Annotated in this window: 13 protein-coding genes and 2 pseudogenes; 8 read left to right on the top strand and 7 right to left on the bottom strand. The window is 74.0% G+C overall.

Annotated features, from left to right (window positions below; all coding sequences use genetic code 11):
• Positions 1 to 36: 36 nt before the first annotated feature.
• Positions 37 to 453 carry a hypothetical protein gene (locus FRAQA3DRAFT_RS29380; RefSeq protein WP_009742694.1) on the bottom strand — a complete coding sequence of 139 codons (417 nt, stop codon included), beginning with the start codon at positions 451 to 453 and terminating at the stop codon, positions 37 to 39.
• Positions 454 to 625: 172 nt separating this feature from the next.
• Between FRAQA3DRAFT_RS29380 and FRAQA3DRAFT_RS29375 the strand changes: the two genes are divergently transcribed.
• On the top strand, positions 626 to 1,588 hold the full coding sequence (locus tag FRAQA3DRAFT_RS29375) for an esterase family protein (RefSeq protein WP_035921694.1): 963 nt from the start codon (positions 626 to 628) through the stop codon (positions 1,586 to 1,588).
• Between the two features lie 75 nt (positions 1,589 to 1,663).
• On the opposite strand, the gene FRAQA3DRAFT_RS29370 is transcribed toward FRAQA3DRAFT_RS29375, so the two are convergent.
• Together FRAQA3DRAFT_RS29370 and FRAQA3DRAFT_RS29365 are read right to left on the bottom strand one after the other, a co-directional pair.
• A complete protein-coding gene (locus FRAQA3DRAFT_RS29370; RefSeq protein ID WP_051054504.1) occupies positions 1,664 to 4,585 on the bottom strand; it encodes a tetratricopeptide repeat protein in 2,922 nt (973 codons plus the stop codon).
• 219 nt (positions 4,586 to 4,804) lie between these two features.
• Positions 4,805 to 5,011 carry a cold-shock protein gene (locus FRAQA3DRAFT_RS29365; protein WP_009742691.1) on the bottom strand — a complete coding sequence of 69 codons (207 nt, stop codon included), beginning with the start codon at positions 5,009 to 5,011 and terminating at the stop codon, positions 4,805 to 4,807.
• 280 nt (positions 5,012 to 5,291) lie between these two features.
• Here FRAQA3DRAFT_RS29365 and FRAQA3DRAFT_RS29360 point away from each other — a divergent pair, with 280 nt between their 5' ends.
• Both FRAQA3DRAFT_RS29360 and FRAQA3DRAFT_RS29355 read left to right on the top strand, forming a co-directional pair.
• The gene (locus FRAQA3DRAFT_RS29360) at positions 5,292 to 5,477 is read left to right on the top strand and encodes an AlpA family transcriptional regulator (protein ID WP_035921693.1); all 186 of its coding nucleotides are present in this window, start codon (positions 5,292 to 5,294) and stop codon (positions 5,475 to 5,477) included.
• Positions 5,478 to 5,537: 60 nt separating this feature from the next.
• Entirely contained in the window at positions 5,538 to 7,139 is a 1,602-nt protein-coding gene (locus FRAQA3DRAFT_RS29355) for a Na+/H+ antiporter (protein WP_009742689.1), read from the top strand.
• A 105-nt stretch (positions 7,140 to 7,244) separates the two neighbouring features.
• Here the strand turns inward: FRAQA3DRAFT_RS29355 and FRAQA3DRAFT_RS29350 are convergent, their stop codons facing one another.
• Positions 7,245 to 8,624, bottom strand: coding sequence for a PP2C family protein-serine/threonine phosphatase (locus FRAQA3DRAFT_RS29350; RefSeq protein WP_232291819.1), 1,380 nt, complete (start codon positions 8,622 to 8,624; stop codon positions 7,245 to 7,247).
• A 205-nt stretch (positions 8,625 to 8,829) separates the two neighbouring features.
• Here FRAQA3DRAFT_RS29350 and FRAQA3DRAFT_RS39035 point away from each other — a divergent pair, with 205 nt between their 5' ends.
• Positions 8,830 to 9,051, top strand: a complete 222-nt coding sequence (locus FRAQA3DRAFT_RS39035; protein WP_369809485.1) for a hypothetical protein — start codon at positions 8,830 to 8,832, stop codon at positions 9,049 to 9,051.
• A 539-nt stretch (positions 9,052 to 9,590) separates the two neighbouring features.
• Here FRAQA3DRAFT_RS39035 and FRAQA3DRAFT_RS39030 read toward each other — a convergent pair.
• Both FRAQA3DRAFT_RS39030 and FRAQA3DRAFT_RS29335 read right to left on the bottom strand, forming a co-directional pair.
• Positions 9,591 to 9,878: pseudogene (locus tag FRAQA3DRAFT_RS39030) on the bottom strand (ArsR/SmtB family transcription factor); the annotation flags it as partial.
• A 28-nt stretch (positions 9,879 to 9,906) separates the two neighbouring features.
• On the bottom strand, positions 9,907 to 10,779 hold the full coding sequence (locus tag FRAQA3DRAFT_RS29335; protein WP_009742685.1) for a P1 family peptidase: 873 nt from the start codon (positions 10,777 to 10,779) through the stop codon (positions 9,907 to 9,909).
• 130 nt (positions 10,780 to 10,909) lie between these two features.
• Between FRAQA3DRAFT_RS29335 and FRAQA3DRAFT_RS29330 the strand changes: the two genes are divergently transcribed.
• A complete protein-coding gene (locus tag FRAQA3DRAFT_RS29330; protein WP_035921688.1) occupies positions 10,910 to 11,755 on the top strand; it encodes a sulfurtransferase in 846 nt (281 codons plus the stop codon).
• Between the two features lie 175 nt (positions 11,756 to 11,930).
• The gene (locus FRAQA3DRAFT_RS29325) at positions 11,931 to 12,347 is read left to right on the top strand and encodes a PPOX class F420-dependent oxidoreductase (protein ID WP_009742683.1); all 417 of its coding nucleotides are present in this window, start codon (positions 11,931 to 11,933) and stop codon (positions 12,345 to 12,347) included.
• A 63-nt stretch (positions 12,348 to 12,410) separates the two neighbouring features.
• On the opposite strand, the pseudogene FRAQA3DRAFT_RS37835 reads toward FRAQA3DRAFT_RS29325, so the two are convergent.
• A pseudogene (locus FRAQA3DRAFT_RS37835) lies at positions 12,411 to 12,593 on the bottom strand (IS5/IS1182 family transposase); the annotation flags it as partial.
• 1,256 nt (positions 12,594 to 13,849) lie between these two features.
• Here FRAQA3DRAFT_RS37835 and FRAQA3DRAFT_RS29320 point away from each other — a divergent pair.
• Positions 13,850 to 14,416 carry a class F sortase gene (locus FRAQA3DRAFT_RS29320; RefSeq protein WP_009742682.1) on the top strand — a complete coding sequence of 189 codons (567 nt, stop codon included), beginning with the start codon at positions 13,850 to 13,852 and terminating at the stop codon, positions 14,414 to 14,416.
• 235 nt (positions 14,417 to 14,651) lie between these two features.
• Positions 14,652 to 14,864, top strand: a complete 213-nt coding sequence (locus FRAQA3DRAFT_RS29315) for a hypothetical protein (protein WP_009742681.1) — start codon at positions 14,652 to 14,654, stop codon at positions 14,862 to 14,864.
• Positions 14,865 to 14,889: the final 25 nt, after the last annotated feature.

Below are 14,889 nucleotides of genomic sequence, written 5' to 3'. Positions count from 1 at the left end.
AACGCCCGCGACCGCCACGGTCCACCGGCGACCTGCTCAGGGGCCGGCCTCGGCGTTCGCGGTCACGTCGCCCAGCAGCTCGCCGAGACGGTCCCAGGCGGCCTGGGCGGCCGCGGCGTTCGCGCCGGTCGGGGGGCCCGCGGCCAGCAACTGGACGGTCTTCACCGCCGCGTACAGGTACATCGGGCGGGCCCGCCAGACGGTGAGCTGCGGATACGTCTCGTCCAGCGCACGATGGACGGTGCGCCGCAGGGGGATGTCGGGGGTGCGGCGGGCGAGATCCATCCGATGCAGGATGGTCACGGCCGCGTCGATCTCATCGGGGTCCGGCCGCCAGGCGCCGGCCCGCAGCGCGGCCTCGGCCTCGGCCAGCGCCTCGGCGGCGGCCACCGCCGGATCGCCACCGCCGTAGGGCACGGGCGGCGGGGCCCAGTCGTCGTCATCATCGGTCACTCGACCACGGTCCCTCACCGACACGGCTCTGGGACGACGAGTGAGGAGCCCCATAGGGTGCGACGAATGCACTGAATTCGGCGTGCACGGCGTGCACGCCGCGCGGGCCGGCCGGTAGGTCACGCCGGCCTCGCGGCCTGGCCCGCACGGGCTAGATGGGACGATCGGCGCCATGCGACCGAGCCGGCGAGCCCTGGTGATTGCGGCACCGGTCGCGGTGGCCGGCGCCCTCGCCGGCGGGTTTGTCGCCGGCGGACGGGTGGCCGGTGGAGTCGGCCACTCCTCGCCCACCGACGGGTTCACCGCGGCAGACCGGACGACGTCCGCCATCGCCCCGCGTGCCGGCGGCGAGAGCGTGGCACCCGGCGCGGCGTCACCGGTCGCGGCGTCACCGGTCGCGGCGTCGCCGGACCCGCCCATCGGTCCGGCCGTGGTGACCACTACGACGTTCACCAGTGCGGCTCGGCGGCGGTCGGTCACGATGGTCACCGTCGCCCCGGCGGGCGGCGGGCGTGGTCTGCCCGTGTGCCTCGTGCTGCACGGGCGGGGTGACGACGCGCGCCGCGCCGTCGGGCTGCTGGGCCTCGACAGCCTGCTGCCGGCCGCGATCGGGGCGGGCGTGGCGCCGTTCGCCGTAGTGACCGTGGACGGCGGCACGGCCTACTGGCATCGGCGGGCCTCCGGCGACGACCCGGAGGCGATGATCCTCGACGAGGTTCGGCCCCGGCTGGCCGCGGCGGGCCTGCGCACGGCCCGGATGGCGGTGCTGGGCTGGTCGATGGGCGGTTATGGCGCGCTGCTGCTGGCCCGGCGCCATCCCGACCTCGTGGTCGCGGCGGCGGCGAGCAGCCCGGCGATGTGGCGCAGTTACGGCGCCAGCGCCCCCGGCGCGTTCGACTCCGCCACCGACTTCGCCGCGCACCGCATCCTGGGTACCGCGCCGGCGCCGGGGGTGGCGTACCGGATCGACTGCGGCGACGCCGACCCGTTCGCCGCCGTCTCCCGGCAGGCCGTCGCGGACCTGCGCCCACAGGAACACAGCCTCGGCCCGGGCGGGCACACCCCGGCCTACTGGCGCGCGGCCGCCCCGGCCCAGCTCGCCTTCGTCGGCGCCGCCCTGCACCGAGCCGCCTGAACCGGCCCGGCAGCCCCCGGAAGGCCATGAACGGACTCGTGGTAATCCTGCCCCGGCGAAGAAGCGACCGGCGAGCTACACCGATGGCCTGGTCAGGTCGCGCAGGGCCTGGTCGGCCTCGCCCATCTCCGGCGCGCCGAGACGGGCGTAGATAGTCCGGGCGTGTTCCCACTCTCGACGGGCGGCGCTGCGCTCGCCGAGACGGTGGTGGGCGTGGCCGAGCCCGGCATGCGAGCGAGCCTGCTCGTAGCGGTCCTCGGTGTCGAGGGTAAGAGTCAGGGCGCGGGCGTGATGGTCGCGGGCCAGCTCGGGGCGGGCGGTGGCGGTGAAGTGTTCGCCCAGCCCGTTGTGGGCCCGCGCCTGGCCGTTGCGGTCGCCGATCCGCTCGTACAGGTCGAGCGCGCGGCGGTGCAGTCCGCCCGCCAGATCGTGGTGGCCCTGCGCCTGGCGGACCAGGCCGAGGTTGGTCATGGCGTCGGCCTGACCGTTGCGGTCGTCGAGACGGGTGTAGATCCCGAGTGCCGCCAGGTGATCGGCGGCCGCCTGGCACGTCTCACCGCGGGACCAGCGGACGTTGCCGAGATTGCCCAGCGCGTGCGCCTGCCCGCGCAGATCGTCGCCGCGGCGGTACAGCTCCAGAGACCGCAGGTTGTGCTCGACGGCCTGCTCATACCGGCCCTGCCGCCAGTGCACGTGGGCCATGTTGCCCAGCGCGCGGGCCTGGCCGCGCGGGTCGTCGGCACGTTCGTACAGCGCCAGGGCTCGGCGGTCGTGGTCGAGCGCCTCGTCGTAGCGGCCCTGCCGCCACCGGATGATTCCCAGGCTCGTCAACGCCCGGCCCTGGCCCGGCTCGTCGGCGACCTCGCGGAACAGTTCCAACGCCCGGCCGGCCGCGTCGGCGGCGTCCTGGTAGCGGCCCTGATGGCGGTGAATTCCGGCGAGGCTGGCCAGCACGTGCGCCTCGCCCGCCCGGTCGCCGCGGGCCCGGGCCGCCCGGCCAGCGTGTCCGTACAGGACGGTGGCGTCGCCGAGATGTGCGCCGAGGTCAAGGTGGCGGAAGAGGATGGCGGCCAGGTCGGTGGCGACGTCCGGCCAGCCGTTCTCGGCGGCGTGGCCCGCGACCAGGACGAGGTTGGCGCGCTCCCGGTCGAGCCAGGCCCGGGCACCCTGTGGGTCGTCGGTCCAGCGCGGTACGGGGTAGGGCGTACGCGGCGGCGGCAGGTGGGCGACCTCGGCGGGAAACAACAGTCGGACGGCGAGCGCCGCGGTGGTGACGTAATGGTCGAACAGGGCGGTGAGCGCCTGGCGGCGGGCATCCGCCGAGTCCTGCTCGACGGCGAGTTCGCGGGCGAAGACACGCACGAGGTCATGGAAGCGGTAACGATCCCGCGCGGTCTCGGCGAGCAGGTGGACGTCGAGAAGCTGCTCGCACAGTCGGGCCGCCGGCACCGGCAGCTCGCCGGTGAGTGCCGCCGCGGCGGCGGCGTCGAACTCCACGCCCGGGTGCAGGCCGAGCCTTCGCAGCATCCGCTGTTCGTCCGGCGTCAGGTCCCGGTAGGACACGGCGAAGGCGGCGGCCACGCTGCGCTCGCCGTCGTCCAGCTCGGCGAGCGAGACGTGCTGGTGCTGGTCGGCCAGCAGATCCGCGAGGTCGGCGAGCGTCCACGCGGGGCGTACCCGCAAGCGGGCGGCCGCGATCCGCAGGGCCAGCGGAAGCCGACCGCACAGGTCGATCACCTGCCCCGCCACCCCGCCCCCGCCCCCGCCCCCGGCGCCGGCGCCGGAGCCGGAGCCGGAGCGATCCTCCCCGAGGGCTCGGTCCTCCACGGTGACACGGTCCTTCCCGGCGACGGCCGCGAACATCGCGAGCGCATCCGATCGGGGCAGGACGTCCAGACGCAACGGGCGGGCCTCGTCCAGCGCGGCGAGCCGGCGACGACTGGTCACGAGTACGAGGCACCGCGACGCGGCCGGCAGCAGCGGTCGGACCTGCTCGGCGGAACCGGCGTTGTCCAGGACGATCAGGGTTGCGGTGCCGGCGAGGCGGTCGCGGTACAGCGCGGCGCGGGCCTGCTGCGACGGCGGCAGCGCATCCCCCGGCACGCCGAGTTGGCGCAGCAGATGCTCCAGCGCGGCGGCAGGATCCATCGGCGTCACCGTCGGCGTCGACCCGTGCAGGTCGAGAAACAGGCAGCCGTCGGGAAAGTCGTCGGCGAGTTGGTGCGCGGCCTGCACGGCAAGAGTCGTCTTGCCGATGCCTGCCATCCCATCGACGGCCAGGACCGTCACCACGCCGTCCGCCATTGCGCCCGCCGGCGCAGGGCCGTCGGCGGCCGTCCGGAGCCGATCGTGATGACCGCCGCCCGCGACCGCCCGGCCCAGCGTGAGGATCCGGGCGAACTCGTCGCGGCGGCCGGTGAAGAATCGGGTGGCCAGCGGCAGCTCCCGGGGGCCGCCGGCGCCGGCGCTGGACCGAGTGGCGCGGGCGCGGGTGGCGCGGGCGCGGGTGGCGCGGGAGCGGGTGGCCTGGGACCGAGCGGAGCTGGCCGGGCCGGGAAACAGCGGAGCCTGCCCCGGCGCCGCCGAACCGGCGACCGCCGCCTGCAGCCCGTCGCGCAGTTCCGCCGCGGCGGCCTGCTCGTCCAGGCCGACGAGGTCGATCGCGATCAGGCTCGCCAGCAGGCCCCGAGGGGTGCAGGGGCCGACCCGCACCGGCACCAGCCGTCCGGGCGCAGGCCCGTAGCCGGCCTGCCACTGGGCCACAGCGGCGGCCTCGGCCAGATAGTCCTCGCTGAGGATCAGCACCATCCGCTCGGCGCCGAGCGCACGGTCAAGCCAGGCGGCGCCGTTCGAGCCGGGAACCGCGTGCCAGGCCTCCAGCGCGGGGTCGTAGCCGCATTCGACGAGATGCCAGGCGACCCATTCCGCCCACGGCCGGTCGGCCGCAGCGTAGCTGACGAACACCGTCGGCGATCCATCGGCCGGTTCCCCGCGCACCGGTCAATTCTGGCATTGCGCCATCGTCGACCGAGGGCCTTCGGCGAGCTGGCGGCGGGCGGGATCGGACGGCCATCCGTGCGCCCTCGGCACTGCGAGGACGGGACGGGCGGCGGGCCGCGTGAGCCGGTGGGCACGCGGCCTGCCCGGGGCGGGCCGTCCAGGCGCTCCCGTTCTGGCCGGGAACCGTGGGACAGCCGGCCCGTGAGAGCCGCCTGGCTACCCGATCGCCTGGACCTTCGCGGCCTGCAGACCCTTCTGGCCCTGCTCGATGTCGAAGCTGACGCGCTGGCCCTCGTCGAGGGACTTGAAGCCCTCACTCACAATCGAGGAGAAAGGGACGAAGACGTCGCCGCCCCCACCGTCCACCGAGATGAAACCGAAGCCCTTCTCGGCGTTGAACCACTTGACAGTTCCTGCTGACACGGTCGCTCCTCGCTGTCCCTGCCGCGGCGCACCCATACAATGCACCGGGTACCTCCGACGACCGGATCGCTCCGATCGCCGCCTCATGCCATCCTGAAGGTGACCGGCGGCGCCACGAAGAAGAGCAACATCAAAAAGCGTACCCGGTACGCGGCGCGAGCGCCGGGCGGGACCGACCGTCCGGGTCGACGAGTGACGCCCGTCCGTGGTCCCCGCCGCGGGCGGGGCAGGGCACCCGGTGGCGGCGCGAGGGGTGCCGTTGTCGCATAGCATGACCAGTATGGCGGTAGACGATCTGTGGACGACCGCCGATATCGCGCATCGGCTGTCCATCTCGGCGCACCGCGCCCGGCGGCTGTGCGCTCGCGACGATTTCCCCCCGCCCATCCACACCGTGGGCCATTTCGTCCTGTGGCGGGCGCGCGACATCGAGGCCTGGCTGACCGAAGGCCGTCCTGATCTCTGACGGTCCCGGCCACGCCGCCGGTACCCGTCGGCGCGAGCCGCGTCCCACTGGGAGCAGCACGTGCTGGGAGAGATAGCTTTCGGACTGCTCGGAGTGGCGCTCGTGGTGACGGCCGCGCTGGCGGCGCGCCGGTTCGGCCTACCGGCACCCGTGCTACTGGTCGGGGCGAGCGCGGTCTACGCGCTGCTGCCCGGACCCACCGTGCGGCTCGAGCCGGACCTCGTCCTTGCGCTGATCATTCCGCCCCTGCTCTTCTCCGCCGCCCTGAGCTCGAGCCTGGTGGAAATCCGCGCGAACCTGCGCGCAGTGGTCTCACTGTCCGTCCTGCTCGTCGTCATCACCGCGCTGGTTACCGGCGCGGCGCTCGTCGCCGTGGTGCCGGGCCTGTCGTTCGCCGCCGCCTGCGCTCTCGGGGCCGCGCTGGCGCCGCCCGACGCCGTGTCGGCCCTGTCGATCGGACGGCGGGTGGGCCTGCCGGACCGGCTGCGCACCGTCATCGAGGGCGAGAGCCTGTTCAACGACGCGACGGCGCTGACCCTGTACTCGGTGGCGGTGGCCGCGGTGGTCGACGGACGGTTCGACGTCCCGTGGGTTGCCGGGCGTTTCCTGCTCGCGGTCATCGGCGGGCTCGCCATCGGACTCGCCGTCTCCTGGTTGATCGGCCAGCTGCGGCGCCGCATCGAGGATCCGGTGACCGAGACGACCGTTTCCCTGGCGACTCCCTTCGCCGCCTATGTGCCGGCCGAGGCGCTGCACGCCTCCGGGGTCCTCGCGGTGGTGACCGCGGGGCTGATCCTGGGCACCCGGTCCCGCAGCCTGCTGTCCGGGCCCGCGCGGCTGCATGCGCTCGCGGTGTGGCGCCTCGTGGATCTCCTGCTGGAGGGCTTCGTCTTCCTTCTCATCGGCCAGCAGCTCGCGGCGGTCATCCCGGCGATCGGGAACTATCCGCTGTCGACCGTGGCGGCCGCGACGGCGGTGACCACCGGCGCGGTCGTGCTGGTCCGGCCGCTGTGGCTGCTGCTGCCCGCGATGCTGCCGACCCGCCTGCGTTTCCTGTCCCCCCATCCGTACCTTTCGACCCGCGAACTCGCGGCACTGTCCTGGTCCGGGATGCGCGGAGTGATCTCCCTCGCCGCCGTCTTCGCGCTGCCGCTGTCCGCCGACGGGGCTGGATTCCCGCATCGGGACCTGCTGGTGTTCTGCGCCTACGTCGCGGTGCTGGTGACGCTCGTCGGACAGGGGCTCACGTTCGGACCGGTCCTGCACTGGTTGGGAGTGCGACCCGACCTCGACGAGGGCCGGCGGCAGCGCGCCCGCGCCCGGGTCGCGGCGGCCGACGCCGGCCTGCGGACGCTGGCCTCTGTTCATGATCGCGGCCGGCTTCCCGACGATCTCGTCCTGCGCCTGCGCACGGTCGCCGAGGAGCGCAAGCGGCGCAGCGAGGACAGCCTGCGCGCGCTGAGCCGCGCCGACTCGGGGCGACCCCCCACCGCGAGCCTCACAGAGGCGTTCGGCCGGGTCCGCCGCACGATGATCGAGGCGGAACGGGACGAGCTCCAGCTCTGGCGGGACACCGGGCATCTGTCCGATGCCTCCCTGCGCCTGCTCGAGAACGAGCTCGATCACGAGGAGGGCGCGCTGCCCCCACCGCCACCCTCCTGACCGCGTCCGCGCCGGCCGTGTCCGCACCGGCCGCCACCGCACCGGCCGCCACCGCACCGGCCGCCTCCGCACCGGCCGCGCTGGCCCGCGAGATTGCCGGCCCGGTCACCGGTGGCCGGGCCCGCTCGGCAGACCGAGCGCGAGAATGGCGATGTCGTCGTGCGGTGAGCCCTCGGCGAAGTCGAGGACCTCCGCCTCGACGGCCGCCGTGAGCCGGTCGGCGCTGACCGGGCCCAGGGCGCCGACCAGGGAGCGGAGGCGTTCGTCTCCGTACTGTTCGCGGCCGCGGCGGGCCTCGGTGACACCATCGGTGTAAAGCAGGAGCATGTCGCCGCGGCGCAGCCGGATCGGGGTGTCCACCAGATCGGCGTCGTCGAAGACCCCGAGCACGAGGCCGTGGACGCCGACCGGTCGCACGTCGCCCTGGGCGCGGCGGAGCAGGACGGGGGTGTGGCCGGCCGAGCAGAGGGTGACCCGACGGCCCGAGCGCTCCTTGCGGACGTCCAGGTAGGCGGCGGTGAGGAACCGTTCGCTGTCCGGGCGCTGTGTCAGCAGCGCCGTGTTCAGCTGGCCCAGGATGGCGGCGGGACTGGTGCTGCGGCTGGCCGCCGCCCGGATCGTGTAGTGGGCCAGGGCGGTCACCCGCGCCGCCTCGACGCCCTTGCCCGCGACATCGCCGAGCACGACGCCCAGACCGGCGGGCCCGGTATGGAAGACGTCGAAGAAGTCGCCGAGCACCTGGGACCCGGTACCGGCCGGCCGGTACCGGGCCGACAGGTCCAGGCCGGGCACCTCGGGCAGCCGGGGCGGTAGCAGGCTTGCCTGCAGGGTGCGGGCCAGCTCGGTGGCGCGCGCGAGCGTCGCCCGCAACGCGATCTCACCGGACGCCGCCTCGGACAGCGTCTCCAGAACGGTGAGGTCGCGTGCGGTCCAGGGGCGTGGGTGGGTGTCCGCGACGCTGAAAACCCCGACGATCTGACGGTCCGGACTGAAGATCGGATAGCCGGCCCACGCCGCCACGCCGAGCGTGGCGCTCATCGGGTTGCCGCGGGTACGGGTGTCCGACGCCGTGTCGGACACGACGAGCGGCCCGGCGGCGTCGATGACCAGCGGGCAGAACGTCTCGGCGAGCGGGCGGCGCCGGTCGGTCCGGGCCACCGGGTCCAGGCCGGCCTGGGACTCGACGCCAGCCTGGGACTCGACGCCAGCCTGGGACTCGACGCCGGCCTGGGACTCGACGCCGGCCTGGGACTTGACGAAGGCGCGGCGGTCGTCGACCACGGTGAGGAACGCCAGCGGCGCGTCCAGCATCATCGAGGCCAGTCGGGTGAGCCGGTCGAACGGCTCCTCCGGGTCGGTGTCGAGCAGCCCGCAGGCATGGACGGCGGCCAGGCGGATGGGGTCGGCCACCCGTGTGCCGTAGCCCTGCAGAGGGTGGGCCCGTTCCCCCACCGGCCCGCGTTCCACAGCACCCAGACTAGCCACGGGTAGGCACTTTCCGGCCCCCGCTCGGCGCGGGACCCCGGTACGGGACGCCGGGATGACGGGGCATCGGCACCGGCCCGGGGCCACTGCGGGGATCTCCACGGCGCAGACCACCCGTCTCCCGGGATCGGTGCGCGTGGGTCCGTGTCGCCCCCGGCGTGGCAGACGACTGGCCATCCCCGGGCGGAGGTGCATACTGGAGGTGATGACCGAGTCAGCGGTACCCCGACGTCGCCTTCCCAACAGCCCCTTCAAGGTTCCGGCGCTCCCGGCACAAGAGCGGTTTGCGGTCGGAGACCGGGTCACTCACGACGTGTATGGACTCGGCCGGGTCATCGGGGTCACCGGAGAAACCTCCGTGGATGTTGATTTCGGTTCCCGGCAGGAGCGCATACCGAGCCCGTTCAGCCGGATGTACCGTCTCTGACGACCCGGTTACGGTCCGCATCAATCCACGGGCATCGCGCCGTGGACAGCAGCTCCGGCGTGGCGCGGCCGCCACTGCGGTCGCCTGCCCGATCGTCTTTGCGACGATCCATTCCCGAAAGCGAGACAACCCTCATCGCCGCCTCATCGATCCCTCGTTTCTCCGCGCCGCGGGCAGCCCGGTCGCAGCCGAGGCGAGAGCTTCCGCCGCCGACGACCCGCCCCTTCCGGATGCCCGACTTCGGCCGGCCCGCCGCGGAGGCCGGCCCGCAGCCGGTCTCGGTCGCACAGGTCGCCAGCGTCGTCTTCCAGGCTCCGCCGTCGACCCCGGCGCCGGCGGCGACCACGCAGGACGCCGAACCGGCCGAACCGGCCACCCCGAGCCGACGCCGGCCCGTCGCGGCCCCCGCGCGGCACACCCGCCGGCAGCGTCGACCCGCGCGCTGACCGTCCGCCGGGGTCGACACCCGGCGCGACCGGGCAGCCGGCGGGACCGCCCGGCCCAGTAGGGCTACCCGCACCCTGCACCGACAGCGGCGCCGGGCCACTGGGGCCTGAGGTGCGTGCCGCCTTCGCGACGGTCTGCGGCGTCAGGTGGACGGTGAACGGTGCGACCTCGTAGAACTTCATCGCTTTGCCGTCCTCGGACACCTCCAGGCTGGCCGAGACCAACCCGGCCGCCTCGAGCTTGCGCAGACGGACCTGCAGCAGCGCCCGGCTGATGCCGAGGCCGCGGGCGAGCCGGCTCACGTAGTTCCGCTCGCCCACCAGCGCCGCGAGGACCCGCAACCGGTGCGGGTTCGCCAGCGTCGCCAGCACCTGCACCAGTTCGTCCCCCGTCGGCGGCGGAGCCGCGTCAGGGCGTGTGGTCGTCGACGGAGCGGATGGCGGCGGTGACCGCGGCCAGTGCGAGCAGGCGGACGAGGTCGACGTCGGCCTCGACCCGGCCGGTCGCCGCGGCGATGAAGGCGTCGCCGTCGAGGCGGGTGTGCGGGGGTGTGATGGCCCGCGCCAGCCCGTCGTGGGCGCCCTGCGCGACCAGCAGGCAGCTCGTCTTGTCCAGTCGGGCGTTGGTGACGACGACCCCGATCGTGGTGTGGGTCCGCTCGGCGGCGAGGTCGAACGGTCGCCACTGCGACTCGGCGGCGTCGAGGGGGACGGGGTCGCCGCCGTGGTCGACGTCCCCGAACGCGTTGACCACGCACAACGCGGCAACGGTGACCTCGCCGCGGCACCGTTGCGCGTGGCCGAGCCCCCCGGGGCGGCGGTGCTCGGGTCCGCGCCACTGGCTCGCGTACGCCCCCGTGCCGGCACCGACCCGGCCGCGCAACACCTGCTCGCCGCGGGTCGCCCGCGCGGCGAGGTAGCCGGCGTCGGCGGTGGGCCGGGCGGTCGGCGCGCCGACGGCGAGGTCGAACAGGGCCAGCGCCGGGACGACCGGCACCGGGCCCCCGCTCGTGGGCACGCCCCGGCCGCGCTCGGCGTAGTAGCGCATCACCCCGTCCGCGGCGGCCAGGCCGAACGCCGAACCGCCGGTCAGCAGCACGGCATCGATGCTGGCGAGCGCCATCTGCGGCGCCAGGGCGTCGAGCTCGCGCGAGGCCGGCGCCCCGCCGCGCACCTCCGCCGAGGCGACCGTGCCCACCGGCAGCTCCACCACCGTGCACCCGGTGACGCCCACCGGGTCGGTCCAGTGCCCGACCCGCACCCCGTCAACCCCGATCGCCATCGCGCCGAGCCTTGCACGGATCCGTCCCGGGCGACAAATCGGGAATGCGGCCGTGACGGGGCGGGCCGTCGATCCCGCGGGTGCTGCGGGTGCTGCGGGTGCCGCGCCCCCGGACGGTAGCGTCCGGGGCATGAGCGATGATGTGCTGATCTCCGCCACGGGCCTGGCCCGGCTCCTCGACTCCGCGCGGCCCCCGCGGGTGCTCGACGTCCGCTGGCAGCTGGGTGGTCCGCCCGGGCGGGACGGCTACCTGGCCGGGCACATCCCCGGCGCCGTCTTCGTCGACCTCGAAACCGAGCTCGCCGCGCCGCCCACGCCGCAGCGGGGACGCCATCCGCTGCCGGACGTGGCCGCGCTGCAGCGGGCCGCCCGCGGCTGGGGGCTGTCCGCGGGGGACACCGTCGTCGTCTACGACGACTCGGGCGCGATGTCGGCGGCGCGGGCCTGGTGGCTGCTGCGCTGGGCGTCGGTCGAGCCGGTGCTGATCCTCGACGGCGGGCTCGCCGCCTGGACGGCCGCGGGCGGGACGCTCCAGACGGAGCCGGTCCAGCCGCCGCCCGGGGACATCACCCTCGTCCCCGGCGCGCTGCCGACGCTCGACGCCGACGGGGTCGCGGCGCTGGCCCGCGACGGGATCGTGCTGGACGCCCGGGCCGGCGAGCGCTACCGCGGCGAGGTCGAGCCGATCGACCCGGTCGCCGGGCACATCCCCGGCGCGCACAGCGCCCCGACCGGGGACAACCTGAGCGCCGACGGGACGTTCCGCTCCCCCGCCGAGCTCGCCCGCCGGTTCGCGGCGCTCGGCGTCACCGGCGGCCAGCCCGTCGGGGTGTACTGCGGCTCGGGCGTGACCGCCGCCCACGAGGTCGCGGCGCTGGCCGTCGCCGGTCACCCCGCGGCGCTCTACCCCGGCTCCTGGTCCCAGTGGTCCAACCTGCCTGGCCGTCCCGTCGCCACCGGCGCCGAGGCCGGCTGAGCGAGAACGGCGGCCGGCAGCAGCGTGCCGCAGGCTACAGGGCGGCGAAGTGTCCGCCGCCGAACAGCCCACATGACCAGCAGATTCTCGAATTCGGCCGCGCCTCGTCCCGTCATTTAGCGAGGAACTACCCGGTAAATGCTAGGCTCATCGGCGTGGATTGGAGCATCGGACGATGACGCTGCTGACGCCTGAACTCCGTGACCTGATTTCCAGTGGTCCGCTGGCGCACCTGACGACGATCAACGCCGATGGCAGCCCCCAGGTGAGCGTCATCTGGATCGGCCTGGACGGCGACGACGTCGTCAGCGGTCATATGGCCCGCAATGTGAAGGTGCGCAATGTGGAGCGCGACCCCCGCGTGGTGCTCTCCTTCGACGCGCCGCGGGTGCCGGGAGCCTTCCTGGCCGAGTACGCCGTCCTGCGCGCGACGGCCACCGTCACCCCCGGCGGCGCCTGGGACCTGCTGAACAACCTGACGAAGGTCTACACGAGCCCGGACGCCGAATTCCCGGGCCCGAAGGGCGACGGCTTCATCCTGCGCTACTCGATCGACCGCGTCGGCGGCGTCGGCCCCTGGGCGGCTCACTGAGCCTTTCCCAGTAACCATCTGTTGCGCTTTGTGATTCACACTCGCGTGGTGGTCGCGTGGCGGTCAGGTGGGGCTGCGGTGTTCGGTGTGGAGGATCACGAGGGCGGCGGCGATCTGCCCGGTCTTCCAGGGGTCGAGGCTGACGTGTCGTAGGGCACGGAAGGCGGTCTTGAGCAGGGAGTTTCCGCGTTCACCGACGGCGCGCAGCGCGTGGATGACCCGGCTGTCCTTCTTCTGGGCGTCGGTTTGGAAGGATCAGTCTTCAGACCGGGGCTCCGCGTTTCCTTTTGCACTGCCCCACCGCGCCAGGCCCTGCCAGCCACCCCGCGCCACCATCACGCAAAGTCGCGGACCATTACCGGGAAAGGCTCACCGAGCCCCGACCGCCGGTTCCAGCCTGGCAATTATCCGTCGAACATTGTCACTCCGGCCCCGCCGGCGCGCCCACCCCACCGCGGGTGGCGATGCTGCTGTATCCCGGGCTCACCCTGCTCAACCTGATCGGTCCGCAGGCCGCCCTCGCCCCCGTCATGGAGGTGCATCCGGTAACAGTCCTACGCCCGCGACGCCACAGATCTTTTACTCAGAGCATCATTCTGCACCGGAATCACGCGGAGGTGTACAACCTTCGCCAAAAAGAGGGAGAATCCATACCCGCAGTTACAGCAAAGCCGTCGGGGAGCGGCGGAGGGGTTGAGCTGGTTGTTCCACCGGCCTGAGCCGAAGCGGGTGTTCGCCGACTTCGTGCGGGTGTTGCCGGCGGACGTGCCGAGGAAGAACTCGTGGGGACTGGCCGAGGCAAGCGGGTTACCCGACGCCGCGGCCGTTCGAGCACCTGCTCGACGGGGCCGTGCGGGATCCTGTGATGACGGGACCGTTGCTGGACTCGGCGGACGATCGACCTTTCCTCGCGGGTGGCGCCGTCGGTGCCGGCGCCCCTTCTCTGCCTGGGGTCCGTTGCACCGGACCCGCGACAGAGGCCGCGGCATCATGATCGGCCGCCATCGGCCGAGCCGTCGTCACCAACGTGGCGAACGCGTCCGCAGCCGCTCAGGGCGGGCAGGTGGTCGCGCCGCCCGCCTTCGCCAGCGTGCCGATCCCGACCGTCAGGCCGTTCGTCATCTTCCCACCCCCGCCGGGGCTACCCGGATTCCCCAACGCTCTTCCCGATCACCCCGGCTTCGACCACCCCGGCTTCGACAGCCCCATGGCGGGCGGCGCCGTGGCGGGGGGGGCAGCCCGACGAGCCCGGCCGCAGCGGTCTTGAGCTGGTCGTACTCGGCACGGTCACCGCCGGCGGTGCGCTCGCCGCGCTCGGGGCGCTCGGCGCCCGGCGGACCAGACGCCGGCGTTGACCCGACCGCCGGTGGAATGCGCCGCAAGGCGGCCAACCGCGGCGGGTCACCCCTGACCACGAGACGCCCGGCCGTCTCGCTGCCCGTCCTCGGCGCCCCGACCCTCGCCGGGATCATGCTGGCCGGGATCGCGCTGGTCGTCCTGGGATGGCCGGCCAGACCCGCCCCCGAGGCCGCCCCGCTGCCCGAGGCCGGCGGGCCGCACCTGCCCGGGCGTCGCCCGGATCCGACGGGGCGAGCACGGTCCAGCTCCCGCGGCACCAGCCGGATCTGCCGGCATCCAGCCTCCGGGTACCGGCGCTCGGCGTCACCGCCAGGATCGGCCGGGCGACCGAGGACAAGGGCGTCCTCACTGCGCCGCGGGCGCCGACCGAGGTCGGGCTGTGGTCCGGTTCGGCCGCGCTGGACGCCGGCTCCGGGGAGGTGACCCTCGTCGGGCACGTGAACTGGCGGAGAATGCCGCCCTTCGCGTTTGGGCGGCTGGCCCACCTGCACGCCGGAGACCTCGTCTACACCAGCGACGCACGCGGGGAGCAGACCGCGTGGCGGGTCCAGCGGGTCTTCGCCCGCGCCAAGGCCGGTGGCGTAGATCCGGCGGCATTCGCCGGATCGCGGGGCCCGCGACAGCTGGTCATGATCACCTACGGCGGGCCGTTCGACGTCCGTGCCCGCTCCTATTCCGACAATGTGGACGTACGCGCCGTCCCCGCGTAAGCGGCGCCGTCAGACGCACCCGCGCTGACAACCCCGAGGAAGGGCGCGGTTATCGGCGAATGGGCGGCCTGGGAGTTCGCCCCGAAGTACGGTGATCTGGACCGCTTCGCAAGCTTCGCGGAGCTGTTCCATGCCAGCCGGGGCGTCCTGGAACGCCGGGCCGCGGACGCCGCCGACGGATGACCCACCGCCCGCCGGCGCCGGTGCCGACCCCCCGACCCCGGGGAGGGCCGCCATGAGGGTGGCGCGGGACGGGCGGTTCCAGGTGACCGTCCGGATCCCGTCGGGAACCGGGCCGGGCACGCTGTACCTCCGGGTGTCCGGCAGCCTGTTCGACGACTGCGACGACACGAACTCGTGCGTCGGCTACGGCGTCTGGCTGACCGTCCTGCCCCCGGCGACCGGCGCGGCAGCGCCTGGCTTCCCCAGCGGCGCGTCATCCACCTGACCGTCGGCCCTGGCCTCGAGATGCG

The sequence above is a fragment of the Frankia sp. QA3 genome (assembly GCF_000262465.1).
Classification (GTDB): Bacteria; Actinomycetota; Actinomycetes; order Frankiales; family Frankiaceae; genus Frankia.
Note: the sequence above shows the minus strand (reverse complement) of the source record. Positions and strands in the feature narration are given on the sequence as shown.